Genomic DNA, 18,447 nt, shown 5'->3' with positions numbered 1-18,447 from the left:
CGTTTGTCGTTTCAGGATATCGACCCCGCCACGACAGACTTTAGCGACCATCCGCCGAACGTCCTCAGACTTGCATGTTCATCACGTCCTTGTAGGCGCTGACCAGCCGGTTGCGTACCTGCACGCCCATCTGGAAGGCCACGCTGGCCTTCTGCATATCCACCATCACGTCGTTCAGGGCCACGCCCGGCTCGCCGGCCTGGAAGGCATCGGACCTGGCGCTGGCGGTCTGCTGCAACTGGTTGACCCGATGGATCGCCGCCTGGAGTTCGCCGGCAAAGCTTCCCGACACGACCCCGGCCAACTGCTGACCGGGAGCGTGAGCGCCGGCAGCCTGGGTGGCGAGAGTCTGCATCTGCTGCAGGGCGGACTGGATGACGGGCGAACTCATGGATGGGGCCTGGACGATGGACAGCGGAAAAGTAGTTGCAAGCCTAACAACCCCACCCCGCCGGGGAAGCGGCCAATTGACCCTAAAAGCACCGGCTTTTTGAACCTTTACGCACCAGCGCTCCCCGGATAATGACGCTCGTCCAGAATCGCCCCGCTTTCCTGGCCCGTGCTTGCGCGACCGATGGCCGGGATGCGTGCAACCCATCTCCAGAACCGGATTTTCCATGCCTGCCCTATCGCCCCAGCCCTCTGCCGGAGACACTCGTGAGTAACGCGGCCCTGGGGCAAGGCAGCGCGCTCGCCAGCCCGGCCCCGCCCCTTGCCAGCCGCCTGCTCGCACCGATGCGCAGCCAGCCGCTGCTGCCGCTGCTGCTGGCCGGCGCGGCGGTGCTGGCGGTGATCGTCGCCCTGCTGCTCTGGGCCCGCGAGCCCGAGTATCGGGTGTTGTTCGCCAACCTCGACGAGGCCGACGGCGGGCGGATCATCGGCGAGCTGGAAAAGCGCGCCATACCCTATCGCCTGAGCGAGGGCGGCCAGGCCCTGCTGGTGCCGGTCGAACAATTGCACACCCTGCGCCTGCAACTGGCCGAGCAGGGTCTGCCGCAGGGCGGCAACGTCGGCTTCGAGCTGCTCGACAAGCAGGCCTTCGGGGTCAGCCAGTTCGCCGAACAGATCAACTTCCAGCGCGGCCTGGAAGGCGAGCTGGCACGCTCCATCGAATCGCTCGGCCCGGTATCGAAGGCCCGCGTGCACCTGGCCATGGCCAAGCAGTCGGTGTTCGTCCGCGAGCGCGAGCCGGCCCGCGCCTCGGTGGTGCTCAACCTGCAGCCGGGCCGCGAACTGGGCGAGCGCCAGGTCAGCGCCATCGCCCACCTGGTGTCCTCCAGCGTGCCGGGCCTGGCCGTCGACGCGGTGACCGTGGTCGACCAGAGCGGCCGCCTGCTCTCCCAGCCGGGCGGCGCCCGCGATCTCGACGGCAGCCAGCTGAACTACATCGACGAGGTGGAGCGCTCCTACCAGCGGCGCATCGAGAACATCCTCGCCCCGCTCCTCGGCGCGCAGAACGTCCGCGCCCAAGTCGTCGCGCAGATCGATTTCTCCACTCGCGAACAGACCGCCGAGCGCTACGCCCCCAACCAGCAGCCCGGCGAAGCGGCGGTACGCAGCCAGCAGCTTTCCGAGAACCTGTCCGGCGGCAACGAGCCGGCCCGCGGCGTACCCGGCGCGCTGACCAACAGTCCGCCGAATGCGCCGCCGGCGCCTGCCGCGGGCGAGACGGCAAAGACCGGCGATGCCGCCTCCGCCGGCGAAGACGGCAAGACGGCGGCTGCCGCGGAAAAGGCGCCCACCACAGCGCTGAGCCGCGACAACACGATCAACTACGAGATCGACCGCAGCGTCGAGCATGTACAGCACCGGCGCGGCAGCGTGCAGCGCCTGTCCGCCGCCGTGGTGGTCAACTACCGCGACCTGGTCAAGGATGGCGCTCGTGCCCGCGAGCCGCTGAGCCAGGAGGAACTGGCCCGGATCGACCGCCTGGTCCGCCAGGCCATGGGCTTCACGGAAGGGCGTGGCGACCAGCTGGAAATCATGAACAGCCCCTTCGCGGACATCGAGGTCGTCGAGCAGCAGGAGTGGTGGAAGACACCGGAGTTCCACAACCTGGCGGCCAGCCTGTCCCGCTACCTGCTGGTGCTCTTCATCGCCCTGCTGCTCTGGCTGATGGTGCTGCGTCCGCTGAAGCGCCGCCACAGGGAAAGGCTGGCCGTGGAAAGCGCGGCCCGGGCCGAGGCCATCGAGGCTGCCGAAGTCGCCCTCGAAACCTCCAGGGTGCCGGCCCTCGCCGCCGAGGAGCACCAGAAGCGCGACCCGCGGCGCAAGTCGCCGGTCTACGAACACAACCTGCAGAACCTGCGCGAAATGGCCCAGGAAGACCCCCGCCTGGTAGCCATGATCATTCGCGGCTGGATGAAGAAAAATGACTGAGATGAGTGGTGCGCGGCGCAGCGCGATTCTCCTGCTGTCCCTCGACGAGGACAGCGCGGCCGAGGTCTTCAAGTTCCTGTCCAATCAGGACGTGCAGGCGGTCGGCACGGAAATGGCCCGCCTGAGCCAGGTTTCCCACGAGGAAATGCGCCAGGTGCTCGAAGACTTCATGGACGAGACCGAGCAGTACGCCGCCATCAACATCCAGTCCAGCGAGCACATCCGCGCCGTGCTGACCAAGGCGCTCGGCAGCGAACGGGCGGCTAGCCTGATCGACGACATCCTCGAGACCAGCGACACCGGCACCGGCATCGACAAGCTGAACCTGATGGAGGCCTCGACGGTCGCCGAGATGATCCGCGACGAGCATCCGCAGATCATCGCCACCATCCTGGTCCACCTGGATCGCCACCAGGCCGCCGACGTGCTGGAGCTGTTCGACGAGCGCCTGCGCAACGACATCATCCTGCGCATCGCCACCTTCAGCGGCGTGCAGCCGATCGCCCTGCACGAGCTGACCGAGGTGCTCGGCGGCATGCTCGACGGCCAGAACCTCAAGCGCAGCAAGATGGGCGGCGTGAGGACCGCGGCGGAAATCCTCAACCTGATGAACTCGACCCTCGAGGAAGTCGCCATCCAGACCGTGCGCGCCCACAGCGAGGACCTGGCGCAGAAGATCCTCGACGAGATGTTCCTCTTCGAGAACCTGCTGGAGCTGGACGACCGCAGCATCCAGCTGATCCTCAACCAGGTGGAGAACAACTCCCTGGTCGTCGCCCTCAAGGGCGCCCCGCCGGCGCTGGTCGACAAGTTCCTGGCGAACATGTCGAGCCGCGCCGCCCAGCTGCTGCGCGAGGACATGGAAGCGCGCGGGCCGATCCGCATCTCCCAGGTCGAGGCCGAGCAGAAGACCATCCTGCAGATCGTCCGCCGCCTGGCCGACAGCGGCGAGATCGTGATCGGCGGCGGAGACGACGCCTATGTCTGACCAGCCGCCCTGGTCGCGCGACGGCGCGCACTGGCGCCCCTGGCAGATGGACGAGCTGGGGCGCCCGCGGGACGCCCGCCCCGACCCCGACAGCCTGCGCCGCGAGGCCCAGCGCCAGCAGGCCTTCAAGCGCGACGCCGAACTCAAGGCACTGCGCGAGCAGGCCCGCGAGGAGGCCCGTCGCCAGGGCTACGCGGAAGGTCTCGCCGCCGGCAGGGCGGACGGCCATGCGCAGGGCCTGGAGGAAGGCCGCCAGGCCGGCGAGCAGATCCTTCAGGAGAAGATCCGCGAAGCCGTGGAGCCGCTGCGCACCCTGGCGCAGACCTTCGAGCAGGCGCTCGCCCAGCTCGACGGACAGATCGCCGAGCAACTGGTCGAACTGGCCCTGGCCGGCGCCCGCCAGCTGGCCGGCGAGGCCTTGAAGATCGACCCGGAGCACATCCTGCCGATCGTCCGCGAGCTGCTGCACAGCGAACCGCAACTCAGCGGCAAGCCGCGCCTGTGGCTACATCCGGCCGACCTGTCGCTGGTCCGCGAGCAGCTCGGCGCCGAACTGCACGCAGCCGGCTGGCAGCTCCAGCCGGATGCCCTGATCACCCGCGGCGGCTGTCGGGTGACCAGCCAGGGTGGCGATCTGGACGCCAGCTGGGAGAGCCGCTGGGCGGCGATCGCCCGCCAGGTGCGCAAGCGCCCCGCCGCACTGCCGGTCGACGAGGCCCCCGCGACGTGACCGCCAACCCCCACCAGCAGCGCTGGTCGCAGGCCCTCGACGGCCTGTGCCGGCGCATCGGCGAACTGCCGCCGTACCGGCGCAGCGGGCGCATCGTGCGGGCCACCGGCATGGTCCTGGAAGCCGTCGGCCTGGGCATCCCCCTCGGCGGGGTGTGCCGCATCGAGCTGGCCGCCCAGCCCGGCGGCGCCGCGCGGCTGGCCGAGGCCGAAGTAGTCGGTTTCGCCGGCGAGCGCCTGTTTCTCATGCCGCTGGAGGAGATCGCCGGCCTGCAGCCGGGCGCCCGGGTGTTCCCCCTCGGCGAAGGCGGCGATGCGCTCAGCGCGCGGCGCTTCCCGCTCGGCGAGCATCTGCTCGGACGCGTCGTCGACAGCAGCGGCCAGCCGCTCGACGGCCAGGGCCCGCTGGACGACGTGCGCCACGCCAGCCTGCACACCCCGCCGCTGAACCCGCTGCACCGGGCCCCCATCGACCGCCAGATCGATGTCGGCATTCGCGCCATCAACGGCCTGCTCAGCGTCGGCCGCGGCCAGCGCATGGGCCTGTTCGCCGGCTCCGGGGTCGGCAAGTCGGTGCTGCTCGGCATGATGGCGCGCTACACCCGCGCCGACGTCATCGTGGTCGGGCTGATCGGCGAGCGCGGCCGCGAGGTGCAGGACTTCATCGACAACATCCTCGGCGCGGAAGGCCTGCGCCGCTCGGTGGTGGTCGCCGCTCCGGCCGACACCTCGCCGCTGCAGCGCCTGCAGGGCGCCGCCTATGCCACCCGGCTGGCCGAGGATTTTCGCGACGCCGGCCGCGACGTGCTGCTGATCATGGACTCGCTGACCCGCTACGCCATGGCCCAGCGCGAGATCGCCCTGGCCATCGGCGAGCCGCCGGCCACCAAGGGCTATCCGCCGTCGGTGTTCGCCAAACTGCCCAGGCTGGTCGAGCGTACCGGCAACGGACCACGCGGCGGCGGCTCGATCACCGCCTTCTATACCGTGCTCAGCGAGGGCGACGACCAGCAGGACCCGATCGCCGACTCGGCGCGGGCGATCCTCGACGGCCACATCGTGCTGTCCCGGACTCTGGCGGAAAGCGGCCATTACCCGGCCATCGACATCGAGGCCTCGATCAGCCGGGCGATGACCGCCATCGTCGATCCCGCGCAGCAACGCAAGGCCCAGCACTTCAAGCAGTTGCTCTCCAGATACCAGCGCAACCGCGACCTGATCAGCGTCGGCGCCTATGCGCCGGGGCACGACCCGCAACTGGACCGCGCGGTGAACCTCTACCCGCAGCTCGAGCGCTTCCTCCAGCAGCGCATCGACGAGCGATCCGGCGTCGAGGAAACCCTGAAGACGCTCACCACATTGATTCCCAACCCATGACGCCATGCGAGCAAGGCAGGTAACCCGGCATGTCCACGACCAGCGCGCTTGACACTCTCATCGACCTGACCCGGGAAGCCCTGGAGACCGCCGGCCGCACCCTGGCCGACCAGCGCCGCACCCAGCAGCAGGCGCAGACGCAGATGAATACCCTCGAACACTATCGCCAGGAGTACCGCCAGCGTCTGCAGCAGGCCATGCAGGAGGGCATCGCGCCGGCCAGCCTGCACAACTACCGGGCCTTCCTGGCCTCCCTGGACAGCGCCATCCAGCGCGCCGTGCAGACCCTCGAGGCGCAGCGCCGACAGGTCGACCACAGCCAGCGGCACTGGCAGGAGCAGCGCCGCAAGCTGAACTCCTACGACACCCTGGTCGAACGTCGGGCCCTGTTCGGCCAACTGCGCGAGAGCCGCGCGGAACAGCGCCGCAGCGACGAAATCAGCGCCCAGCTGCGCCTGCGCCGCGACACTTCCAGCCTCCCGACCGATGGCAGCCTGTAGGAGACTCCCATGGATATCATCGCCCTGCCGGCCAGCCCCCTGTCCGGCGCTGCAGCACCCGCGGCGCCAGGCCCCTCGCCTGCAGCCGCCAGCACCGGCGGCGGCTTCGCCCGCAGCCTCGAGCAGGCGGCCAGCCGCCAGACGGCCGACGCGGCCGTTGCCGCACAGGCGCCCGTCACGCCCGGCCTGCCGGGCCTGTCCGTGACGCCTCCGGCGAGCGGGACGGCCACCCGGAAAGACGCCGCGTCGTCTGCGGACGAACGCCCGGAGCAGGCGCCAGCCGATCTGGCGGCCATGCTCCTGCAGGCCCCGCCCCAGCCGGCAGCGCCGGCAGCCGGCGCCGCCGCCGAGCTTCCGGAAACCGGCATCCCCGACGAGCTGCAGCGCATCCGCGCGCGCCTGCAGGCGATCGAGAGCGCCGGGCAACTGCCCTTCTCCGGCCCTGCCGAAGCAGCCCTGGCGAGCCTGCCGGCACAGGCAGCCCCCTCCCCGCTGCCGGCCGTCGCGAGCTTCTCGGCCGTCACGGCAGCCACGCCCAGACCGGCAAATGCCACGCAGCCCTTACTCCAGACGACTTCCGCCAGCGTCGAGCAAAGCCGGCCGGCGCCGCCCACTCCGCCAGTCGCTGCCGGACAGGCGGGACTCGCCGGCAGCGGCCAGGCAGGCCAAGCACCTGCACTCGCAGAAGGCGCCCGGGCGGTCCATACGGAAGCCATCCCGGATGGCGCCCAAGCGAGCCGCCCGGAAGCGCTCATGGAAGGCGTCCAAGCAAGCCGTGTGGAACCGCTCACGGAAGGCGCCCGGACGAGCCATGCAGCATCGCTCGCCGAAAACGCCCGGGCGGGCGAAAGCCTCCCGCCCGGCCTGGAAAGCACCTCCGGCAGCGGCACCGCCTACCCGCTCGCCGGCAGCAGCCCGTCTGCCAGCGGCCCGGCGACGGCGGGCAACCCTGCCAGCGCCAGCCTGACGGCACCGCTGGCCAGCCCCGACTGGCAGCGCGGCCTCGGCCAGCACCTGCTCGGCCTGCAGCAACGCGGCGAGCAGGAGATCGAACTGCATCTGCATCCGGCCGAGCTCGGCCCCCTGTCGATCAGCCTCAAGCTGGGCGAGTCGGGTGCCCAGGCGCAGTTCCTCTCCGCCCACCCGCAGGTCCGCGCGGCGGTCGAGCAGGCCATCCCGCAGCTGCGCGAGGCCCTTGCCGAACAGGGCATCGCCCTCGGCGAAACCTCGGTGGGCGAGCGCCAGCAGCAGCCCCGGGACGAACGCCCGGGAACGCCGGAGCGCAACCGGGCATTGGCGGGCGGCGCCGGCGAGGAGTCCGCGCCCGGACGGGCCGAAGCCGTCGCACCGGCTCGGCTGCGCCTCGACGGAGTCGACCTGTATGCCTGAGCAGCGCGGCCGGCCGCTCCACGCCGTAGCCGCCGACCGGCACCGCTCCTCGGCAAAACAACAAGATACGCGTGATAGCAGGGTCTTATTGCCCCATCGGGGCTGTGCGCCTGTCGGCATACTTTTTCCCCTCGAATGAGTTGACCTCCCCCAAGGGCACACGCAATGAGCAAAACCCCTCCCGCACGCGGCAACGGCAAGACCGGCTGGCTGCTGGTGATCCTTCTGGTGCTGGTCGCCGCCGGCGGCAGCGCCGCGGGCGTGTATTTCCTCATGGACAAGGGGGCGCATGGCGCCGCCAGCACCGAGGCCGCCGCCGAGCCCGTGACGGCGCCGATCTTCGTGCCGGTCGCGCCCTTCACCGTCAACCTGCGCGGCGAGCAGCGCGAGGAGCGCCTGCTCTACGTCGGCCTGTCCCTGCAGGTGACGGACAAGGCCAGCGAGGAATTCCTCAAGCAGTACATGCCGCAGCTGCGCAGCCGCCTGCTCAAGCTGTTCGCCGCGCAGACCGCCGCCGAGCTGATGACCCCCGGCGGCAAGGACCAGCTCTCGGCGAAGATCCTCGAAATGCTCCAGCAGCCGATGGCCACGCCGCAGCCGACCCTGCGGGTGACCGACGTCCTCTACACCGACTTCATCGTGCAGTAGCCGCCCATGGCCCAAGACGATCTGCTCTCGCAGGAAGAGATCGATGCGCTGCTCAAGGGGGTCAGCGGCGAGGAGGACACCTCGCCCAGCGAACCCGCCGACAAGCAGCGCATCCGCCCCTACAATCCGGCCACCCAGCACCGGGTGATCCGCGAGCGCCTGCACGCGCTGGACATCATCAACGAGCGCTTCGCCCGCTATTTCCGCATGAGCCTGTTCAACCTGATCCGCCGCAGCGCCGACATCACCGTCGACAGCGTGCGCTATCAGAGCTACAGCGACTTCGCGCGCAACGTGCCGGTGCCGACCAACATCAACCTGCTGGCCATGAAGCCGCTGCGCGGCACGGCCCTGGTGGTCTTTCCGCCGAACCTGGTGTTCATGGTGGTGGACAACCTGTTCGGCGGCGACGGCCGCTTCCTCACCAAGTCCGAGGGGCGCGAGTTCACCCACACCGAGCAGCGCATCATCCGCCGCCTGCTGGGACTTGCCCTGGAGGCCTACCAGAGCGCCTGGAAGTCGGTGTATCCGCTGGAGATCGACTACCTGCGCTCGGAGATGCAGGCCAAGTTCGCCAACATCACCAGCTCGCCCAACGAGATCGTCATCAACAGTACCTTCCATCTGGAAGTGGGCAACCTGGCCAGCGACTTCAACATCGTCATGCCCTACCTGATGATCGAGCCGCTGCGCAGCCTGCTCAACGGCCCCCTCAACGACAGCCATCCGGAAGAGGAGCGTCACTGGGGCCAGCGCATGGCCAGCGAGATCAAACAGTCGCAGATCGAGCTGATCGCCGATTTCGCCGGCATCGACCTGTGCATCGGCCAGGTCATGGCGCTCAAGGTCGGCGACGTGCTGCCCATCGAGCTGCCGGAGACGGTCGTCGCCCGGGTCGACGGCGTGCCGGTGATGCGCTGCGAGTACGGCAGCCAGAACGGCCAGCGCGCCCTGCAGGTAAGGGAACTGATCGACCACTCATCCGCCAACTCCGGCGCGACGACCGACCGGTTCGTCAAGGGCAGCCTGCCCGCCGCCAAGGAACTCCACAATGACTGATTCGAACAAAACCGACCTGAACACCCTGGAGGACGACTGGGCCAGCGCCATGGCCGAACAGGCCGTCGCGCCGGTCGAGGACGATCCCTGGGCGGCCGCCTTCGCCGAACAGGCTGCCACGGTCCCGGCACCGGCCGTGCAGAACGTCGGCAAGAGCGTGTTCAAGCCGCTCGGCAAGAGCGCCGCGGCGGAGGGCATGCGCGACCTGGACATGATCATGGACATTCCGGTCAAGCTCAGCGTCGAGCTCGGCCGCACGCGGATCACCATCAAGCAGCTGCTGGAGCTGGCCCAGGGCTCGGTGGTCGAGCTGGAGGGCCTGGCCGGCGAGCCGATGGACATCCTCATCAACGGCTACCTGATCGCCCAGGGCGAGGTGGTGGTGGTCGACGACAAGTACGGCATCCGCATCACCGAAATCATCACGCCCTCCGAACGGGTGCAGAAGCTCAACCGATGAGTGCCGTCGCGACGACCGCCGCCGGCCTGGAGAACGCCGGCGCCGACAGCCTGCTGGGCCTCGCCGCCCTAGGCAAGACCGCCCTGGCCCTGGCCCTGGTGATCGGCCTGATCGTCCTCTGCAGCTGGCTGCTGCGCCGCCTCGGCTCTGGCCGCCAGTGGCCCGGCCAGCACCTGCGGGTAATCGGCAGCAGCCTGCTCGGCCCCCGCGAGCGCGTGGTGATCGTCGAGGTGCAGGGCACCTGGCTGGTGCTCGGCGTGACCGGCCAGCAGATCAGCAAGCTCCACGAACTGCCGGCGCCGCCGGCCGAAGCAGGCGACGCCCGGCCGGCCGGCGGCTTTGCCGAACGCTTCGCCGGCGCCCTGTCCGGCCAACTCAAGCAGCAGCTGCCCGGCCACAAGACCGGGAATCCGGAGCGACCATGAATCCGACCGTCCTGCGCCGCGGCCTGCGCTCGGCCGCCGGCGCCTTCGGCCTGTGCCTCGCACTCTGTCTGCCGGCCACTGTCGAAGCCGCCCTGCCCGCCCTCACCAGCCAGCCGCTGGCCGGCGGCGGCCAGCAGTGGTCGCTGAGCCTGCAGACCCTGCTGCTGCTCAGCTCGATGGCCTTCCTGCCGGCCCTGCTGCTGATGATGACCGGCTTCACCCGGATCATCATCGTCCTCGGCCTGCTGCGCACCGCCATCGGCACCCCGGCCGCGCCGCCCAACCAGGTCCTGCTCGGCCTGGCGCTGTTCCTCACCTTCTTCGTCATGGCGCCGGTGTTCGACCGCACCTACCAGAGCGCCTGGGTGCCCTTCTCCCGCGACGAGATCGACTTCGACCAGTTTCTCGAGAGCGGCAGCCAGCCATTCCGCGAGTTCATGCTGGCGCAGACCCGCGACGGCGACCTGGCGCTGTTCGCCCGCCTGGCCAGGCTCGGCGAGCTGGAGGGTCCCGAGCAGGTGCCGCTGCGCGTGCTGATGCCGGCCTTCGTCACCAGCGAACTGAAGACCGCCTTCCAGATCGGCTTCACCATCTTCATCCCCTTCCTGATCATCGACCTGGTGGTGGCCAGCGTGCTGATGGCGCTGGGCATGATGATGGTCCCGCCGGCGACCATTTCCCTGCCCTTCAAGCTGATGCTCTTCGTGCTGGTCGACGGCTGGCAGCTGCTGGTCGGCTCGCTGGCGCAGAGCTTCTACCTGTAACCGAGAGGTAATCCGCGATGACGCCGGAAATGGTCATGGACCTGGCCCTCCAGGGCATGCGTGTCACCCTGTTCCTCGCCGCACCGCTGCTGCTCACCGCACTGCTGGTCGGCCTGCTGGTCAGCCTGTTCCAGGCGGCCACCCAGATCAACGAGATGACCCTGTCGTTCATTCCGAAGATCCTCGCGGTGTTCGCCGTGCTGGTGCTGGCCGGCCCGCTGATGATCCAGCTGATCGTCGACTTCACCCGGGAACTGTTCACCAACCTTCCCGGCATGCTCGGCTGACCGTGGTCGAGGTCGACTACGCGCAACTGCAGCTGTGGCTGGTCAGCTTCTTCTGGCCGTTCTGCCGGATCGGCGCCTTCCTGCTGGCCGCCCCGCTGCTCGGCCACACCAGCGTCCCCGCGCGCGTGAAGATCGCCCTGGCGGTCCTGTTGAGCGTGCTGCTGGGCCCGAACCTGCCGCCGCTGCCGGCGGTACCGCCGTTCTCCTGGCCAGGCCTCGGCATCATGGTCGAACAGATGCTGATCGGCCTGGCCATCGGCATGGTCATGCGCGTCACCCTCGCCGCGACGCAGACGGCCGGCGACATCATCGGCCTGCAGATGGGCCTGGGCTTCGCCACCTTCTTCTCGCCGGACACCGGCACCAACAGCATGGTCCTCTCGCGCCTGCTGTACATGATCGCGCTGCTGATGTTCCTGGCCTTCGACGGCCACCTGCTGGAACTCGAACTGCTCGCCGGCACCTTCGCCAGCCTGCCGGTCGGCCTGCTGCGCCTCGATCCGTCGGCCTGGGAGATGCTCGCCCGCTACGGCAGCACGGTCTTCGCCTCGGGCCTGCTGCTGGCCATGCCGCTGGTGGCCGCGCTGCTGATCATCAACCTGGCGATGGGCATCCTCAATCGCTCGGCGCCGCAGCTGACGGTGTTCTCGGTGGGCTTTCCGCTGTCGCTGAGCGTCGGCCTGGCGCTGCTGACCGTGCTGATGGGCGATCTGGGGGGCTTTCTCGGCGGGCTGTTCCGCAGCGGCCTGGAATTCCTGGCGCACCTGATCGCCGGTCTGGCGCTGCCGGCAGGCTGAAGCGCGGCGCGAAGGCGCCCCGCTTCCCGCGCCGCCGCGTCAGAGCAGCTTGAACAGCGACAGCTGGTGGATGTCGACGAAGGCCTTCTGCGCCGCCTGCAGCCCGACCTGGCGCAGGCTGTATTCGGAGATCGCCGCGTTGTAGTCGAGGTCGACCAGATCGGAAAGGGTCTGCTCGTAGTTCAGCGCGCGGTTGCCACCCACCGTGTCGAGCACGTCCAGCTCGTTGAGGCGGGCACCCACCGAGGCGCGGGTGGTCAGCACATTGTCCAGCGCGTTGTCCAGCTCGCGGCTGGAGGTGGACAGGGTGTTCTGCAGACGGGCCCGGTCGGCGTCGTTCTGCACCGGCGTGTCCAGCGCATCGAGCATGTTCCTGAGGGTGCGGAACAGGTCGGGATCGGCCTCGTCGGCGGTACTCACGGCGATGGAGTCGCCGTCGGCCGGAGTGCCCTCCAGGGTCAGGGACAGACCGTTGACGGCGATGCTCTGCCCCGACGCGTAGGGAACTTGGGTCGTACCGCCGTCGGTGCTGTAGGTGGTCGTACCGTCGGCCGCGACCGTGAAGACCAGCGTGAAGCTCGTGCCGAAGCCGGCATCGCCGCTGTCCGTCACGCTGGGTCCGGTGAAGGTGACGCTGCCCGAATTGGCGGCACCGGCCTGGGCCAGATAGCTCGCGGAACCATGCACGGACTGGAAGATCTGCCTGCCGTTGTCGCTGCTCGACATCTGCCGCGAGGCGTCCACCTGCTGGGCCACCACGCCCGCGTCGCCCTGATAGCTGACGGCGCCGGTGAGCGCATCCTTGACGAACGGCGGGCTCTTGTCCTGGTAGCCGCCGAACAGGTAGCGCCCGTTGCCGTCGGTGGCATTGGCCTGGCCGAGCAGGGCCTCGTAGATGCCGTTGAGCTCGCTGGCCAGGGAGGAACGGTCGGCGTCGCTGAGCGTGCCGTTGCCGGCCTGGACCAGCAGGGTCTTGGCGCTGGCGATGGCGTCGGCGACGCTGTCCAGCACGCTCTCCTCCTGAGAGAGGGCATTGCGGGTGCTGATCCGCGCATCCGCATACTGCTGGTTGACCGCCGCCGACTGGGCGACGCCGACCGCCTGCGAGGCGGCCTGGGGATCGTCGGAAGGATTGACCACCCGCTTGCCGCTGGCGATCTGCTGGCCGACCTTGAGGTACTCGCCCTGCTGGCGGACCAGCGAGCTCAGGCCCTGCTCGAACATGGTGACGGTGCTGATGCGCATGCTTGCTTGTCCTCCGGGATCAGGCGTCGAGGCCGAGCAGGGTGTCGAGCACGGTCGCGCCGACCTCGATGACCTTGGCGCTGGCCTGGTAGTACTGCTGGAAGCGGATCAGGTTGGCCGCCTCCTCGTCCAGGTTGACGCCGGACTCCGACAGCTGCAGCGCGCGCAGCTGCTGGGTCAGGCCGGCCTGGGCCTGGCGGTTGACCTGGACGACGTTGGTACGGTTGCCGACATCGCCGACCATCGAGGCATAGGCCTGGCTCAGGCTGGCCACGCCGCCGACCAGCGCCTCGTCCTGCAGGGCCTGCAGCGCCAGGGCGTTGCGGTTGTCGCCGCTGCCGGTGCCGCCCTCGGCCTGGCCGGCGGCGATCAGCGCGGTGTCCTGGATCAGGTTCTCCAGCTGGCCGGCGGCGTGGCGGGTCGGCTGGACGAGGAAGCGGTCGCCGTCGGCCGGGGTGCCGTTGACCGTCACGAGCATGCCGCCGAACTCGAGGGTCGTGGCGTCGGCCGCGAAGGTAGTGGTTTCGCCGGTGTCGCGGCGGGTCACGCTGTAGCCGTCGGTCGCCGAGAACTTCACGTCGTAGTCGCTGGCGGTCAGCCCGCTCAGGTCGTCGGAGAAGCTCGCCTCCAGGTAGGCGGCGCTGTCGTTGTTGGCGTTGCTGTAGACGGTCGGCGCGCCGATCGAGAAGAAGTCCTGGCCGGCATCGCCATTGAGATCGACGCCCTCGGCGTGCTGGGCGTTGAAGCCCTGCGCCAGGGACACGGCGAGCTGGCCGAGCTGGTTCTGGGTCTTGTCCAGGGTTTCGCTGCGGAAGGTCATCAGGCCGCCCAGTTCGCCGCCGGTGAAGGTGGACTCGCTGAACTCGCGCAGGTTGCCGGCGCCGTCGCGATAGCCGACCACGGTCCGCGACGGATCGGCGGAAGATGCCACGGCCTCGAGGGCGAAGCTCCGGGTGCCGGAAACCAGGGACTGGCCGTTGCCGATGCTGATGTTGTAGGTGCCGCCGTCCTGGATGGTCAGCTCCACGTCGACCATCGTGCTCAGCTCGGCCACCAGCTGGTCGCGCTGGTCCAGCAGGCTGTTGGGCGCCTCGCCGGTCTTGGCCTTGGCCAGGCTGATCTCGCGGTTGAGCATGGCGATCTGCTCGGCGGTGTTGTTGATCTGGAAGACCACGTCCCCGATCTGCCCGTTGACGCCCTGCTGCATGTCTTCGAGGTAGCCGTCGAAGGCACGGAACTGCGCGCTCAGGGTATCGGCGGTGCCGATCAGCCCCTGGCGGGCGGCCGGGTCGGAAGGCGCCGAGGCGAGATCCTGCAGGGAGGAAAAGAAGCTCTGCAGCAGAGGAGCCAGCCCCGCTTCGCTGTCCGCCAGCAGGTTGTCGATCTGGGCGATCTGGGTTTCGTAGGTGTCCAGCGCGCTGGAGTTGCTGGTGGCCTGGTTGAGCTGGGTGGCAACGAACTGGTTGAACTGGCGCTGCACGCCTTCGACCTGCACGCCGTTGCCCACGCCACTCTCGCCGAGCAGGGTGGTCTGGCGGTTGTAGCCGTCCGTGTAGACGTTGGTGATGTTGTTGGAGGTGGTGCTCAAGGCCACCTGGGCGGCATTCAGACCGCTGACGCCAATGGAGAAAATACTCATCAAACCTTCCCTTTCGCAGCTTGCCTCAGGTTATCGGCAGCGCCGGCCAAGACTTGAGGCGGTTGTATCCGCCCATGCACGGGCGGCTCCCGGAGCCAACCGCGCTCATTCCCGCGTGTCCACCGCCGCATCCAGACGGGCGACTGCCTGCGTCTGGCCGAGCGGGCCGAGGCTGGCCATCACCGCGATCAGCTTGTCGGCATAGGCCGGGTCGGTGGCATAGCCGGCCTGCTGCAGCGCCCGTGCGGCCTGGGCGGCGTCCGGCGCGGCGACCACGCCGGCATAGCGCGGATTGCCGCCGATCAGCCGGGCGTAGTCGGCCAGGCCGGCCTCCAGTGACGGATAGGCGCGGAAGCGCTCCACCCGCCTCTGCGCCTGGCCGTCGACGTATTCGGTGGTCAGCACGTCGGCCGTCGCCCCGCGCCACTGGCTGCCGGCCTTGATGCCGAACAGGTTGTGGCTGTCGCCGCCACCGGCCGTGGCGATCTGCCGCCGCCCCCAGCCGGTTTCCAGGGCCGCCTGGGCGAGGATCAGTTCGGCAGGTACGCCACTGGCGCGGCTGGCCCGGCGTGCCGGCGCCTGCAGGCGGTCGAGGAAGTCCGTGACATGGGCCGGGCGCTCCACCACGCTGCCCAGCGAGGCCGGCGCCTCCGTCGTCCGTTCGGCTGCGCCCGGCGCAGCGGACGGAAGCGCCACGCTGCCGTACAGGGGCCGTGGCGTGGCGCGCGGAATCCCGGCCAGCAGATTCTCCTCCCCGGCGCTTTGCGCAGGGTCCGTTGCCGGGGCGGCGCCGCGCAGCTGGCCGGCCAGCTGCTCGGCCAGCCCCAGGCCCTGTCCGGCCAGATGCTGCGCCCACTGCTGGTCGAGCAGCTCGGTGTACAGGCGCGTCTGCGAGCTGTCGAACAGGCCCGACTTCGGGCTGGCCTCGCGCATGCTTTTCAGCATCGCCTGCAGGAACAGCGCCTCGAACTGCTTGCTCGCCTCGCGCAGCGCGGCCGGCGCATCCTCGCGGGCCGTGTGCTTGAGACGCTGCAGCCCCTGCAGGTCGAGGGCGAAACGCTCGCCGAGCGGAGCCGCGGCCATCAGATGATCTCCAGCTCGGCGCGCAGGGAGCCGGCGGCCTTCAGCGCCTCGAGGATCGACATCAGGTCCTGGGGCGTGGCGCCCAGGGCGTTGAGCGCCTTGACCACGTCCATCAGATCGGCGCTGCCCTCGACCAGGTGCAGGGCGCCACCCTGCTGCTCGATGGAGATATCGCTGTTCGGCGCCACCACTGTCCTCCCCTCGCTGAAGGGCTCCGGCTGGGACACCCGGTTGTCGGTGTCGATGACGATCGACAGATTGCCGTGCGCCACCGCGGCCCGGTGCAGCTTGACCGCACCGTTGAGGACCACGGCGCCGGTGCGCGAGTTGACGATCACCTTGGGCCGCTCCGACATCGGCGTGACCTGGACGCCCTCCACCCGCGCCATGAAGTTGACCCGCTCGTTCGGCGACGAGGGGCCCTGCAGACGGATCAGGCCGCCATCCTGGGCGGCGGCCACGGTACGGCCGAACTCGTTGTTGATGGCGAGCACCAGCCGCCGGGCGGTGGCGAAATCGGGATTGCGCAGATAGAGATCGAGCTCGCCCCTCGGCCCGCCGAGCTCGAGCGGCACCTCGCGCTCCACCAGCGCGCCGCGGGCGATCCGCCCTCCGGCCTGCTGGTTGATCTGCACGCTGCTGCCGTTGGCCTGGGCGCCGACCCCGCCCACCAGCAGGTTGCCCTGGGCCAGGCCGTAGGTTTCGCCGTCCATGCCCTTGAGCGGCGTCATCAGCAGGGTGCCGCCGCGCAAGCTGCGGGCGTTGCCGATGGAGGACACGACGACGTCGACCTGCTGCCCGGGACGGGCGAACGGCGGCAGGTTGGCGGTCACCATCACCGCCGCGACGTTGCGCATCTGCATGTTGCTGCCGGCCGGCACGGTGATGCCGAGCTGCGACAGCATGTTGGTCAGCCCCTGTTCGGTGAAGGGCGTTTGGGTGGTCTGGTCGCCGGTGCCGTCCAGGCCGACCACCAGGCCGTAGCCGACCAGCACGTTGTTGCGCACCCCGGCGAAGTCGGCGATGTCGCGCACCTGCTCGGCCGGCGCCACGGCCGGAAGCAGCAGGCCGGCGAGACAGAGCAACAGGCGCAGCGCCCGGCATGCCGCCGGGGCGAAGGACGCGGGTCGGGTTCGGGAAACGGAATCGGCCATGGCAGGAGGCATCAGAAGGGGGACACGTTGAGGAAGAAGCGCTGCAGCCAGCCCATGTGCTGGGCCTCGTTGATGTAGCCGTCGCCGACGTACTCGATGCGGGCCATGGACACCAGGGTCGAGGACACCGTGTTCTGCACGCTGATGGTGCGCGGGTTGACCAGACCGGAGAAGCGGATGTACTCGGTCCCCTGGTTGATGGCGATCTGCTTTTCGCCGACCACGCGCAGGTTGCCGTTGGGCATCACCTGCTGCACCGTCACGGTGATGGTGCCGGTGAAGGAGTTGTTGGCCCGCGATCCGCCGCTGCCGGAGAAGTCGTTATCGCCCGTGGCGTCGGCGCCGAACTCGCCCACCTTCTCCGGCTTGTCCGAGGTCGTCGAGAAGCCCACCGCCATGTCCGCGGAGCGGCTGGCGTTGGAGGCCGAGTTCTTGCTGGCGCTGACCTGTTCGTTGAGCACGATGGTCAGGATGTCGCCGATCATCCGCGGCCGGCGGTCCTCGAACAACGGCTGGTAGATCTGCCCGCCCTGGAAGATGGAGCCGTTGGCCTGCCGGGGCGCCACCTGCGGCACCTCCAGCGGCTCGTCCCTGACCACCGAGGTCCGCGGCAGCTGCGCGCAGCCCGCCGCGGACAGCAGTACGGCCAGCAGCAGCCCGTGACGCAGGCGGAATCCCCAGGAGCTCGGCACTCGATTATTCCTCGCCATGCGCTTACAGCTGGGTCAGACGCGCGAGCATCTCGTCCGAGGTTTCCACGGCCTTGCTGTTGATCTCGTAGGCGCGCTGGGTCTGGATCATGCTGACCATCTCCTCCACGACGTTGACGTTGGAGGTTTCCACGTAGCCCTGGTAGAGGCGGCCGGCGCCGTTGCTGCCCGGGATGTTCTCGTTGGGCGCGCCCGAGCTGGCCGTTTCCAGATAGAGGTTCTCGCCGATGCTCTGCAGGCCGGCCGGATTGATGAACAGCGCCAGGTTGAGCTGGCCGACCTGGTTGGGCTGGGCGTTGCCCGGCTGGGTCACCGAGACGATGCCGTCCTGGCTGACGGTCACCGACAGGGCGTTCTCGGGAATGGTGACGCCGCCCATCAGCAGGTAGCCGCTGGAGGTGACCATCTGGCCGTTCTCGTCGAGCTGAAAGCTGCCGTCGCGGGTGTAGGCGGTGGTGCCGTCGGGCATCTCGACCTGGAAGAAGCCCTTGCCGTTGATCGCTAGGTCGTTGGAGTTCTCGGTCCCCTGCAGGTTGCCCTGGCTGTGCAGGCGCTCGGTGGCGACCGGGCGCACGCCGGTGCCGATCTGCAGGCCGGACGGCAGCTTGGTCTGGGTGGTGTTGTCGGCGCCCGGCTGGCGCAGGTTCTGGTACAGCAGGTCCTCGAATACCGCCCGCGTGCGCTTGAAGCCGTTGGTCGCGACGTTCGCCAGGTTGTTGGCGATCACGTCCATCTGCACCTGCTGGGACTCGAGGCCGGTCTTGGCCGTCCACAACGATCTGATCATCGGTGAATCTTCCTCCGTTCACGGCCG

Annotated in this window: 20 protein-coding genes; 13 read left to right on the top strand and 7 right to left on the bottom strand. The window is 69.1% G+C overall.

The genetic code is table 11. From position 1 onward, the window contains the following. Positions 1-64 precede the first annotated feature (64 nt). Complete coding sequence (fliE, locus tag ACG10_RS09400; protein WP_089168012.1) at positions 65-391, bottom strand: flagellar hook-basal body complex protein FliE; 327 nt, start codon at positions 389-391, stop codon at positions 65-67. A gap of 266 nt (positions 392-657) precedes the next feature. Between fliE and fliF the strand changes: the two genes are divergently transcribed. The 13 genes from fliF to fliR all read left to right on the top strand — a co-directional run bounded on the left by fliF (position 658) and on the right by fliR (position 11,802). Then, on the top strand, positions 658-2,379 hold the full coding sequence (fliF, locus tag ACG10_RS09395) for a flagellar basal-body MS-ring/collar protein FliF (protein ID WP_089168011.1): 1,722 nt from the start codon (positions 658-660) through the stop codon (positions 2,377-2,379). Then, positions 2,372-3,367: a flagellar motor switch protein FliG gene (gene fliG / locus ACG10_RS09390; RefSeq protein WP_089168010.1), complete on the top strand. Its 996-nt coding sequence runs from the start codon at positions 2,372-2,374 to the stop codon at positions 3,365-3,367. Before fliF ends, fliG begins: the two co-directional genes overlap by 8 nt. Then, on the top strand, positions 3,360-4,097 hold the full coding sequence (gene fliH / locus ACG10_RS09385) for a flagellar assembly protein FliH (protein ID WP_089168009.1): 738 nt from the start codon (positions 3,360-3,362) through the stop codon (positions 4,095-4,097). The genes fliG and fliH overlap by 8 nt, the downstream gene beginning before the upstream one ends. After that, positions 4,094-5,473: a flagellar protein export ATPase FliI gene (gene fliI, locus ACG10_RS09380; protein ID WP_089168008.1), complete on the top strand. Its 1,380-nt coding sequence runs from the start codon at positions 4,094-4,096 to the stop codon at positions 5,471-5,473. The genes fliH and fliI overlap by 4 nt, the downstream gene beginning before the upstream one ends. Before the next feature lie 29 nt (positions 5,474-5,502). Further along, a complete protein-coding gene (gene fliJ / locus ACG10_RS09375; protein WP_089168007.1) occupies positions 5,503-5,973 on the top strand; it encodes a flagellar export protein FliJ in 471 nt (156 codons plus the stop codon). 9 nt (positions 5,974-5,982) lie between these two features. Beyond that, positions 5,983-7,362 (top strand): flagellar hook-length control protein FliK, encoded by a 1,380-nt coding sequence (locus tag ACG10_RS09370; protein WP_089168006.1) that lies wholly within the window; start codon positions 5,983-5,985, stop codon positions 7,360-7,362. A 165-nt stretch (positions 7,363-7,527) separates the two neighbouring features. Continuing rightward, on the top strand, positions 7,528-8,010 hold the full coding sequence (gene fliL, locus ACG10_RS09365; protein WP_089168005.1) for a flagellar basal body-associated protein FliL: 483 nt from the start codon (positions 7,528-7,530) through the stop codon (positions 8,008-8,010). A 6-nt stretch (positions 8,011-8,016) separates the two neighbouring features. Continuing rightward, positions 8,017-9,069, top strand: coding sequence for a flagellar motor switch protein FliM (gene fliM / locus ACG10_RS09360; protein ID WP_089168004.1), 1,053 nt, complete (start codon positions 8,017-8,019; stop codon positions 9,067-9,069). After that, the gene (fliN, locus tag ACG10_RS09355) at positions 9,062-9,529 is read left to right on the top strand and encodes a flagellar motor switch protein FliN (protein ID WP_089168003.1); all 468 of its coding nucleotides are present in this window, start codon (positions 9,062-9,064) and stop codon (positions 9,527-9,529) included. The genes fliM and fliN overlap by 8 nt, the downstream gene beginning before the upstream one ends. Beyond that, positions 9,526-9,954, top strand: a complete 429-nt coding sequence (gene fliO, locus ACG10_RS09350) for a flagellar biosynthetic protein FliO (RefSeq protein WP_089168002.1) — start codon at positions 9,526-9,528, stop codon at positions 9,952-9,954. The genes fliN and fliO overlap by 4 nt, the downstream gene beginning before the upstream one ends. Next, the gene (gene fliP, locus ACG10_RS09345; RefSeq protein ID WP_089168001.1) at positions 9,951-10,718 is read left to right on the top strand and encodes a flagellar type III secretion system pore protein FliP; all 768 of its coding nucleotides are present in this window, start codon (positions 9,951-9,953) and stop codon (positions 10,716-10,718) included. The genes fliO and fliP overlap by 4 nt, the downstream gene beginning before the upstream one ends. Before the next feature lie 35 nt (positions 10,719-10,753). Next, positions 10,754-11,005: a flagellar biosynthesis protein FliQ gene (fliQ, locus tag ACG10_RS09340; RefSeq protein WP_456297923.1), complete on the top strand. Its 252-nt coding sequence runs from the start codon at positions 10,754-10,756 to the stop codon at positions 11,003-11,005. Positions 11,006-11,007: 2 nt separating this feature from the next. Then, entirely contained in the window at positions 11,008-11,802 is a 795-nt protein-coding gene (gene fliR, locus ACG10_RS09335; protein WP_089167999.1) for a flagellar biosynthetic protein FliR, read from the top strand. Between the two features lie 39 nt (positions 11,803-11,841). On the opposite strand, the gene flgL is transcribed toward fliR, so the two are convergent. From flgL to flgG, 6 genes are all read right to left on the bottom strand, one after another. Then, positions 11,842-13,047, bottom strand: a complete 1,206-nt coding sequence (flgL, locus tag ACG10_RS09330) for a flagellar hook-associated protein FlgL (protein WP_089167998.1) — start codon at positions 13,045-13,047, stop codon at positions 11,842-11,844. Between the two features lie 19 nt (positions 13,048-13,066). Then, the gene (gene flgK, locus ACG10_RS09325) at positions 13,067-14,686 is read right to left on the bottom strand and encodes a flagellar hook-associated protein FlgK (protein ID WP_089167997.1); all 1,620 of its coding nucleotides are present in this window, start codon (positions 14,684-14,686) and stop codon (positions 13,067-13,069) included. Positions 14,687-14,791: 105 nt separating this feature from the next. Continuing rightward, positions 14,792-15,769, bottom strand: coding sequence for a flagellar assembly peptidoglycan hydrolase FlgJ (gene flgJ, locus ACG10_RS09320; RefSeq protein ID WP_089167996.1), 978 nt, complete (start codon positions 15,767-15,769; stop codon positions 14,792-14,794). Then, on the bottom strand, positions 15,769-16,923 hold the full coding sequence (locus ACG10_RS09315) for a flagellar basal body P-ring protein FlgI (RefSeq protein ID WP_408608438.1): 1,155 nt from the start codon (positions 16,921-16,923) through the stop codon (positions 15,769-15,771). Before ACG10_RS09315 ends, flgJ begins: the two co-directional genes overlap by 1 nt. A gap of 11 nt (positions 16,924-16,934) precedes the next feature. Then, positions 16,935-17,615, bottom strand: coding sequence for a flagellar basal body L-ring protein FlgH (locus ACG10_RS09310; RefSeq protein ID WP_232487222.1), 681 nt, complete (start codon positions 17,613-17,615; stop codon positions 16,935-16,937). Between the two features lie 22 nt (positions 17,616-17,637). Next, on the bottom strand, positions 17,638-18,420 hold the full coding sequence (flgG, locus tag ACG10_RS09305; RefSeq protein WP_089167993.1) for a flagellar basal-body rod protein FlgG: 783 nt from the start codon (positions 18,418-18,420) through the stop codon (positions 17,638-17,640). Positions 18,421-18,447: the final 27 nt, after the last annotated feature.

It is taken from the genome of Azotobacter chroococcum, from assembly GCF_002220155.1.
In the GTDB taxonomy this organism is placed as follows: domain Bacteria; phylum Pseudomonadota; class Gammaproteobacteria; order Pseudomonadales; family Pseudomonadaceae; genus Azotobacter; species Azotobacter chroococcum.
This window is presented reverse-complemented; position numbering and strand designations above follow the sequence as displayed.

Bases quoted from the DNA above. Each gene is read 5' to 3' on its own strand.
- fliM (WP_089168004.1), top strand. From the start codon at position 8,017: ATGGCCCAAGACGATCTGCTCTCGCAGGAAGAGATCGATGCGCTGCTC.
- fliG (WP_089168010.1), top strand. From the start codon at position 2,372: ATGACTGAGATGAGTGGTGCGCGGCGCAGCGCGATTCTCCTGCTGTCC.
- ACG10_RS09315 (WP_408608438.1), bottom strand. From the start codon at position 16,923: ATGGCCGATTCCGTTTCCCGAACCCGACCCGCGTCCTTCGCCCCGGCG.
- fliH (WP_089168009.1), top strand. From the start codon at position 3,360: ATGTCTGACCAGCCGCCCTGGTCGCGCGACGGCGCGCACTGGCGCCCC.
- fliO (WP_089168002.1), top strand. From the start codon at position 9,526: ATGAGTGCCGTCGCGACGACCGCCGCCGGCCTGGAGAACGCCGGCGCC.
- flgG (WP_089167993.1), bottom strand. From the start codon at position 18,420: ATGATCAGATCGTTGTGGACGGCCAAGACCGGCCTCGAGTCCCAGCAG.
- flgL (WP_089167998.1), bottom strand. From the start codon at position 13,047: ATGCGCATCAGCACCGTCACCATGTTCGAGCAGGGCCTGAGCTCGCTG.
- flgJ (WP_089167996.1), bottom strand. From the start codon at position 15,769: ATGGCCGCGGCTCCGCTCGGCGAGCGTTTCGCCCTCGACCTGCAGGGG.
- fliQ (WP_456297923.1), top strand. From the start codon at position 10,754: ATGGACCTGGCCCTCCAGGGCATGCGTGTCACCCTGTTCCTCGCCGCA.
- flgK (WP_089167997.1), bottom strand. From the start codon at position 14,686: ATGAGTATTTTCTCCATTGGCGTCAGCGGTCTGAATGCCGCCCAGGTG.
- fliP (WP_089168001.1), top strand. From the start codon at position 9,951: ATGAATCCGACCGTCCTGCGCCGCGGCCTGCGCTCGGCCGCCGGCGCC.
- ACG10_RS09370 (WP_089168006.1), top strand. From the start codon at position 5,983: ATGGATATCATCGCCCTGCCGGCCAGCCCCCTGTCCGGCGCTGCAGCA.
- fliN (WP_089168003.1), top strand. From the start codon at position 9,062: ATGACTGATTCGAACAAAACCGACCTGAACACCCTGGAGGACGACTGG.
- fliE (WP_089168012.1), bottom strand. From the start codon at position 391: ATGAGTTCGCCCGTCATCCAGTCCGCCCTGCAGCAGATGCAGACTCTC.
- fliJ (WP_089168007.1), top strand. From the start codon at position 5,503: ATGTCCACGACCAGCGCGCTTGACACTCTCATCGACCTGACCCGGGAA.
- fliL (WP_089168005.1), top strand. From the start codon at position 7,528: ATGAGCAAAACCCCTCCCGCACGCGGCAACGGCAAGACCGGCTGGCTG.